The organism is Streptomyces sp. NPDC059564, assembly GCF_042735575.1.
Taxonomy (GTDB): Bacteria; Actinomycetota; Actinomycetes; order Streptomycetales; family Streptomycetaceae; genus Streptomyces.
Window position 1 is genome coordinate 1 of record NZ_JBHWBP010000351.1, and the last position, 8003, is coordinate 8003.

Here is an 8003-nt window from a genome sequence, read left to right on the forward strand (position 1 = left end):
GAGAGGAACTCGCGGATCTCGTCGCCGTCGAGGACCTCCACGCGGTGGCCCTCGGCGCGCAGCCGCTCGGCCAGCGCGTAGGCGATCGTGGTCTTCCCCGCGCTCGGCAGCCCGGTCAGCCACACCGTGGCGCCCTGGTCGCTCACGCTCATCAGCTCAGTCTCCGTAAGTCGATGCATCAGCCGTGCAGTCCGCACTCGGTCTTGCCGCGCCCCGCCCAGCGGCCGGCGCGCGCGTCCTCGCCCTCCGCCACCCGGCGGGTGCACGGGGCGCAGCCGACGGAGGCGTAACCGTCCATCAGCAGCGGGTTGGTGAGGACCCCGTGCTCGGCGACGTACGCGTCCACCTCGTGCTGCGTCCAGCGGGCGATCGGCGAGACCTTGACCTTCCGCCGCTTCTCGTCCCAGCCGACCACCGGGGTGTCCGCCCGGGTCGGGGACTCGTCACGGCGCAGGCCCGTCGCCCACGCGTCGTAGCCGGTCAGGCCCTCCTCCAGCGGCTTGACCTTGCGCAGCGCGCAGCACAGGTCCGGGTCGCGGTCGTGCAGCTTCGGGCCGTACTCCGCGTCCTGCTCGGCCACCGACTGACGCGGGGTGAGCGTGATGACGTTGACGTCCATCACCGCCTCCACCGCGTCCCGGGTCCCGATGGTCTCCTCGAAGTGGTAACCCGTGTCGAGGAACACCACGTCCACGCCGGGGAAGACCCGGGAGGCGAGGTGGGCGACCACCGCGTCCTCCATCGAGGAGGTCACGCAGAATTTCCTCCCGAAGGTCTCGGCCGCCCACCGCAGGATTTCCGGCGCCGGGGCATATTCAAGTTCCCGGCCCGCCCGCTCTGCCAGTTTTTCGAGATCGGTCATCCGGCGGCTCCTTCACAGGGAACGCGGCGCACGGTCAGGAAATTGCTTTGCCGAGATTAGCAATACGGACACGTAAAGCACTGACGGTTCGCTGATCGCGGGCACTTTCCGCCCGAAGCGGCCCACCTGGGCCTCTCACCTGGGATTTCATGGTTTTCAGGGGATTTGCGGAGCACGGTCAGGGAGCGGTAAGCGTGCTATCAGCGGACCGCCAGCGCCCTTGTGTCATAGTGGGCCGGAAATTGCATCTAATCCCGTGCTGGCCGACGGGCCAGAATTTGCGGACCCAGCGAATGAAGCCACCCACTGGCCGGTTTACGCATTCTGGCCGACACCCCGGAGAGGGCACGCGGAGAAATGAGACTGCAAGGACTGCGCCGAGGAAGGCTGATACGCCGCCTCGCACTGTGTCTGTCGGCGGTGGGACTCACCGCCTCCATGCTCACCGGAGCGGACCCCGCCGCCGCCGGCACGCCGGAGACCTGGACCTCCACCTTCCAGGGCAGCGACGGCGTCACGTACTCGGCGACCAACCACCTGGTGCCGGCCTCCAAGGGCCCCGGACGGCAGTGGATGCTCGTCTGGTCCGGCCCGGCCAAGCAGCCCGCGCCCGACTTCCTCAGCGTCATCGACGCCACCCCGGGCTCCCCCACGTACGGCAAGGTCGCCAACACCGTCACCGTCGGCCCGAACAACGGCAACGAGCCGCACCACATGCAGTACGTGTGGCACAAGGGCGACCGGATCTACGCCGGCGGCATCATGAGCGACACCACCTTCGTCTTCGACGCGAAGGCCCTGCCCGCGCTGACCATCGCCGGGGTCAACTCGAGCGTCGACACCCCCTGCGGGACCCTGCCCGACGCCTACCAGGTGCTGAGCGACGGAACCGCGTACGGCACGTACATGGGCGGCCCGAACGTGACCGGCCCCTGTACCTACACCAACGGCCAGGTGCGGGTCGGCAACGGCGCCGCCGGCTCCCCCGGCGAGATCGTGCGGATCGGCAAGGACGGCAAGACCCTCGCCGAGATCCCGGCGGCCACCGCGGCGGGCGAGGACCCGGCCCAGTGCGCCAACGTCCCGGCGCTGCCCGCCGCGACCTGCGCCAACCCGCACGGGGTGGCCGTCCGCGAGGACCTGAACGTGATGGTCGCGAGCGACTTCGCCGAGGCCCGCAACTTCATGACGCCCGACTCGGAGCTGAAGGAGAACCTGGCCCGCCAGACGGTCCGCGTCTTCGACATCACCAACCGCGACGACCCCACGCTGCGCTCGGTGTCCAAGGTCGCCGACGGCCCGCGCGGGGCGCAGGAGCAGCGCGCCTTCTTCCGCGAGTCCCGCGTGGTCATGGAGACCGCGCTGACCAACCGGCCCGGGCACAAGGGGGCGTTCGTCTCCTCCATGGCCGGCGGGGCCGTCTTCTACACGCCGGACATCACCGCGCCCGCCCCGCAGTGGAAGGAGGTCTTCGACGACACGACGGCCTACCGCAGCTTCCAGCGCGACCCGGGCGTCACCGGCAGCGGCGACAACGGCAGCTGGCTGGCCGTCAGCCCCGACGACCGGTTCCTCTTCCACACGGTGATGGGCCAGTCGGTGCCCTTCGGGAAGCCGCTGGACGGGACCACGGGCATGATCTACGTCCTGGACATCCAGAAGCTCCTCGCGTCCGGTGACAAGGCCAAGTGCTCGGTCGACGAGCTCGCCGAGGCGAGCCGGGGCGGCCACGAGCGGGACTGCCCGGAGCTCGTCAGCACCGTGCCGATCCGCGACGTCAGCTCGGGCGGCCCGCACTGGGGCGCGATGGACAACTTCAAGCGGGGCGCGGACGGCGTCTACCGCGAGACGCAGAACGTCAGCCGCATCGCGGTCGCCAACTACTTCGTCGCCGGGTCCTTCGGCGGCGGCGGCGACCACCGGGTGTGCATGTTCGACCTCGACCGGCGCGGCCAGATCTCCCTCGACCGGTCCTTCCGCGACGAGAACACCGGCAAGCCCTGCGTCAGCTTCAACCGGGCCTCCTGGCCGCACGGCGACACCGGCGACAGCCAGCCGCACGGCGTCCTGTTCGTGGTCAGCGACAGCGTCGTACGACGGTGAGCGCTGTCCTTCCGGCGGCGGTCGTCCTGACCGCCGCCCTGACGCTCGGCCTGCTGCTGCTCCTGCGGACCCGGCTGCTCGCCCGCCGCGCCACCGCCTCGGCGTACTTCGCCGCGGCGGTGGCGGGCGCGGTCCTGGCCGGGGTGTGGGGCGGGCCGCTGCTGTCCCCCTCCCCCTCCGCCGCCAAGCCGGTGGCCGGGGGCCCGCTGCTGGGCTCGCTCGTGCTGGGCGCCCGGCAGGTCCCGGTGATGGTGGTGCCGAACCGGCCCGGGTACAACCTGGTGGCCGTCGGCGCCCCCGACGCCTGGGCCGGGACCGGCCCGGACCGCCTCGCGAAGGGCGAGCGGCGGCCCGGGTCGGCCCTGACGTGGGTGCCGGTCGAACTGTCGGCCGGGCCAGGGCGGGTGTGGGTCTCCGCCGGCGGGGCGAGCGCCCCCCTGGCCGTGGACACGGGCCGCGCGGGCGGCGGGCGGGCCACCGCCGACGTGCGGGGCGCCGACGGGCCGGAGTGCGCGAGCGCCGCCGCCGGGGCCGTGGTCGGGGGCGACGCCGAGCCCCTGGCCGGCTGCCCCGCGGACCGGCTCGCGGAGGCCGACGCGGCCGCGCTGCGCGAGACCGTCGGCTTCCTCGCCGGACGCGGGGCCCGCTCCCTCGGTCTCGCCGAGGACGCCTCGCCGCGCGGCCGGGCCGCAGCCGCCGAGGTGCGTGCCGCGGCCGCCCGCGCGGGCATCTCCGTAGGAAAGCCGGACGGGAGCCGGCAGCCGCTGGTGGTCACCGCCGGCTGGGCGGGCGCGGACACCGCCGTACGCGACGTCGAGGCGGGCCGCACCACCGCCGAGGGCACCTACCTGGCGCCCTGGCTGTTCACCGCCCCGCTGCTGTCGCCGAGCGCGGGCCAGCTCATCCCGCTGCGGTACGCGCCGAACAGCCCGGCCGCGGTGGAGTACCTGACGGCGCTCGGCAGCCGCCTGCCGGGCGAACTCCCGACCGCGGCCGGGTACGAGGCCTGGCGCGTGGCGCGCGGGATGGCGGGCCCGGCGCCCGCCCGGCTGTACGCCACGGCCGTGCTCTACGTACCCGGCAGCGGCGGCTCCGGCGGTCACCACCACGAGGAGTCCACGAGCTGGCTGCCCAGCGGAATGATCGTCCCGGTCGCGGGCCTCGGCACCACCTGACCCCCTCCACCAGCCCACGTAGGAGCACACGGAGATGACGGAAACAGTCGCGCCGCCGGTCCGGACCGCACGGACCGCCCGGCCCGCCGCCAAGCGCCCCGACGGACAGTGGGCGCTGGGCGAGCGGGAACCGCTCAATCCCAACGAGGAGTTCAAACAGATCGAGGACCCGCTGCTGGTGCGCGAGCGCATCGAGCGGGTCTACTCCCGCGAGGGCTTCGCCAGCATCGACCCCGACGACCTGCGCGGCCGGATGCGCTGGTGGGGGCTGTACACGCAGCGCAAGCCCGGCATCGACGGCGGCAAGACCGGCTCGCTGGCGCCGGAGGAGCTGGAGGACGAGCACTTCATGATGCGGGTGCGCAGCGACGGCGGCACCCTCGACGGTCCCCAGCTGCGGGCCATCGCCGACATCTCCGTGCGGTTCGCCCGCAACACCGCCGACATCACCGACCGGCAGAACATCCAGCTGCACTGGGTGCGGATCGAGGACGTGCCCGCGATCTGGCGGCGGCTGGAGGAGGTCGGCCTGTCCACGACGGAGGCCTGCGGGGACTGCCCGCGCGTCATCGTGGGCAGTCCGGTGGCGGGGGTGGGCGCGGACGAGGTGCTCGACGCGACCCCGGCCGTACGGGAGATCGCCGCCCGGTACGTGGGCGACCCTTCCCTCTCCAACCTGCCGCGCAAGTACAAGTCGGCGGTGTCGTGGCTGCCGGACATCCCGTACGAGATCAACGACCTGGCGTTCCTGGGCGCGGTGCACCCGGAGCACGGGCCGGGCTTCGGCATGTGGGTGGGCGGCGGGCTGTCCACCGTCCCGATCCTCGCCCGGCACGTCGGGGTGTGGGTGCCGCTCGCGGACGTCCCGGACGTGTGGGTGGCGGTGGCGCGGCTGTTCCGCGACTACGGGTACCGGCGGCTGCGGGGCCGGGCGCGGCTGAAGTTCCTGATCGCGGACTGGGGCGTGGAGAAGTTCCGCCGGGTCCTGGAGGAGGAGTACCTGGGCCGGCCGCTCCTGGACGGGCCGGCGCCCGCGCTGCCGCCGGAGCCGATCGACCACATCGGCGTACACCCGCAGAACGACGGCCTGTCGTACGTGGGCGCCGCGCCCCTCGCCGGGCGGCTGTCGGGGACGCGGCTGGCGGCGCTGGCCGACCTGGCGGAGGCGCACGGCAGCGGGCGGGTCCGGCTGACGCCGTACCAGAAGCTGCTGGTGCTGGACGTGGCGGAGCCGGAGCCGTTGGTCGCCGAGCTGGCGGAGATCGGCCTCCAGGCCCGGCCCTCGCCCTGGCGGCGCAACACGATGGCGTGCACCGGGATCGAGTACTGCAAGCTGGCCATCGTCGAGACCAAGGAGCGGGCGGCGACGCTGGTCGCGGAACTGGAGAAGCGCCTGGCGGGCGAAGACGTGGGCCTGTCCGTCAACCTCAACGGCTGCCCCAACTCGTGCGCCCGTACGCAGGTCGCGGACATCGGGCTCAAGGGGCAGCTGGTCGCCGACGAGGACGGCCGGCAGGTCGAGGGCTTCCAGGTGCACCTGGGCGGCAGCCTGACGCTGGCCGCGGACCAGGAGGGCGGCTTCGGCCGGAAGCTGCGCGGGCTGAAGACGACGGCGGCGGACCTGCCGGACTTCGTGGAACGCCTGACCCGCGGCTACCTGGCGGGCCGCGCGGACGCCTCGGAGTCCTTCGCGACGTGGGTCACCCACTGCGACGAGTCGGCCCTGCAGTAACCCGTCCCCCACGCGCGACGGCCCGTACCTCCCGGCGGGGGGTACGGGCCGCTTCGCGTTCCCCTACCCGGGGCAAGCCCCGCGCAGCGGCGGGGGCCGGACACGCCGGCAGGCCGGGCCCGTGGGTGGCGGGCCCGGCCTGGGTGGGGGGTGGCAGGGGACGGAGTCAGGAGGCGGCGGCCAGCTCCGCGGCGAGGGCTTCGCGGATGACGGCCGCGCTGCGGTCCACGTCGGCCTCCGTGGTCCGCCAGTTGACGACCGAGATCCGCATCGCGGCCCGCCCCTCCCAGACGGTCCCGCCGAACCAGCAGGTCCCGCTGTCCTGGATCCGCGCGATCACGTTCCGGGTGACCTGGTCGTCGTCGCCGAAGCGCACCATGAGCTGGTTCAGGACGACGTCGTTGAGGAGCTCGACGCCCTCCACCCCGGCCAGGTGCTCCCCGAACCGCCGCGTGTGCGCGCAGCACCGTTCGACGAGGTCGGCGACCCCCGACCGCCCCAGCGACCGCAACGCCGCCCAGACCGGCAGGCTGCGCGCGCGCCGCGAGAAGTCGGGGACCCACTCGATGGCGTCGCGTTCCCCGTCGGTGCCGGGCGGCAGGTAGCCGGCCCGCTCGTTGAGCATGGCCGCCCGGTGCGCCTCGGGGTGCGCGATGACGACGATGCCGCAGTCGTAGGGGACGTTGAGCCACTTGTGGGCGTCCAGCGCCCACGAGTCGGCCCGCTCCACGCCCTCGACGAGGGGCCGCAGCTTCGGACTGGCCGCGGCCCACAGGCCGAACGCGCCGTCGACGTGCACCCAGGCCCCGTACCGGTGCGCGATGTCGCAGATCTCGCCGACGGGGTCGATCGCACCGGAGTTGACGTCGCCGATCTGCGCGCACACGATGACCGGCCCCTCGATCCCGGCGAGGACGCGTTCCAGCTCCTCGGGGACCATCCGGCCCTTGTCGTCGACGGGGACGTTGCGGATGCGGGCCGTGCCGAAGCCCAGGTAGCGGGCGGCGAGGTCGATGGTCATGTGGTGCTGGGCGCCCGCGACGATGGCCACGTCGGGCGCGCCGCCCAGGCCGTCGCGCTCCACGTCCCAGCCGGCCTCGGCGAGGAGCTTGTGCCGGGCGGCGGCCAGGGAGGTCAGGTGGGCCATGGTGCAGCCGGTGGGGAAGCCGACGGAGGCGTGCGCGGGCAGGCCCAGGAGCTCCAGGACCCACTGGGCGGCGACGTCCTCGGCGACGGCGATGGCCGGCGAGAGGTTGTACAGGCTGGCGGTCTGGTCCCAGGCGGCGACGAGCCAGTCGGTGGCGATGGCCACGGGCAGGGTGCCGCCGGTGACGTAGCCGAAGTAGCGGGGGCCGTTGGCGGTGGGAATGCCGCCTTCGGCGACGGCCCGGCCGAGGACTTCGATGGTGTCGGTCGCGTCGACCGGCCCGGCGGGCAGCGGGCCACCGAACATTTTCAGCAATTGTTCGGAGCCGGCAGTGGCGGCCACCGGCCGATCGGCGAGACCCGCCAGATAATCCATGGCCTGCTGATAGGCCAATGCGAGAGGCGCACTGTCTGCTGTGGTCATAGTACTAACGTAGGCGTCAGGCACTGACATGCGACTGACCCAAATGGCCGGAACAACCGGTTACCCGAACCGCGTGGACTCCAGGGGCTGTTGGACTGTATTACTTTCTCCTGTGGCCCGTTCCGACCGGCGGGCCGCCCGCGGCGAGCCATGAGACATGAGGAGTCCCGATGTCCGACGAGCAGACACGCAAGGTTATCGACCAGTTCAACCAGTCATTCCAGCAGCACGACCCGAGCCTGCTGAAAGACCTCCTCGCCCCGAACTGCCAGCTGGAGAACTCCGGGCCCGCCCCGGACGGTTCCAAGCACTCCGGATACGACGAATGTCTGCAGTTCTGGAGCGCCATCGCGGGCAACGACAACATGACCTTCGAGGTGGAGGAGGTCTGGACGGCCGGCGAGCGCGCCGTGTGCCGCTGGACGCTGCGCTGGGGCGCCGGTCCGCAGGGCTTCGTGCGCGGGGTGAACGTGACCCGCCTGGAAGGCGGCCTGATCGCCGAGAGCTTCGGCTACATCAAGGGCTGACGCACACCGAAGAGGGGGCACGGGCCGGATATCC

The 8003-nt window shown here is 72.6% G+C and carries 7 protein-coding genes; 4 read left to right on the forward strand and 3 right to left on the reverse strand.

What is annotated here, in order from left to right:
- The coding region (locus ACFV0Q_RS34665) for an adenylyl-sulfate kinase (protein ID WP_385010623.1) at window positions 1–152 on the reverse strand (152 nt) is incomplete at its 3' end.
- A gap of 26 nt (window positions 153–178) precedes the next feature.
- Window positions 179–862 carry a phosphoadenylyl-sulfate reductase gene (locus ACFV0Q_RS34670; RefSeq protein ID WP_385010963.1) on the reverse strand — a complete coding sequence of 228 codons (684 nt, stop codon included), beginning with the start codon at window positions 860–862 and terminating at the stop codon, window positions 179–181.
- A 357-nt stretch (window positions 863–1219) separates the two neighbouring features.
- On the opposite strand from ACFV0Q_RS34670, the gene ACFV0Q_RS34675 reads away from it, so the two are divergent.
- From ACFV0Q_RS34675 to ACFV0Q_RS34685, 3 genes are read left to right on the forward strand one after another with little or no spacing between them, the layout of a single operon-like run.
- Entirely contained in the window at window positions 1220–2965 is a 1746-nt protein-coding gene (locus tag ACFV0Q_RS34675) for a hypothetical protein (RefSeq protein ID WP_385010965.1), read from the forward strand.
- On the forward strand, window positions 2962–4140 hold the full coding sequence (locus tag ACFV0Q_RS34680) for a hypothetical protein (protein ID WP_385010967.1): 1179 nt from the start codon (window positions 2962–2964) through the stop codon (window positions 4138–4140). The genes ACFV0Q_RS34675 and ACFV0Q_RS34680 overlap by 4 nt, the downstream gene beginning before the upstream one ends.
- Window positions 4141–4174: 34 nt before the next feature.
- Window positions 4175–5872 (forward strand): nitrite/sulfite reductase, encoded by a 1698-nt coding sequence (locus ACFV0Q_RS34685; protein WP_385010969.1) that lies wholly within the window; start codon window positions 4175–4177, stop codon window positions 5870–5872.
- A 166-nt stretch (window positions 5873–6038) separates the two neighbouring features.
- Here the strand turns inward: ACFV0Q_RS34685 and ACFV0Q_RS34690 are convergent, their stop codons facing one another.
- Window positions 6039–7394, reverse strand: coding sequence for a pyridoxal phosphate-dependent decarboxylase family protein (locus ACFV0Q_RS34690; RefSeq protein WP_385010970.1), 1356 nt, complete (start codon window positions 7392–7394; stop codon window positions 6039–6041).
- A 218-nt stretch (window positions 7395–7612) separates the two neighbouring features.
- Between ACFV0Q_RS34690 and ACFV0Q_RS34695 the strand changes: the two genes are divergently transcribed.
- Window positions 7613–7969 (forward strand): nuclear transport factor 2 family protein, encoded by a 357-nt coding sequence (locus tag ACFV0Q_RS34695; protein WP_385010972.1) that lies wholly within the window; start codon window positions 7613–7615, stop codon window positions 7967–7969.
- Window positions 7970–8003: the final 34 nt, after the last annotated feature.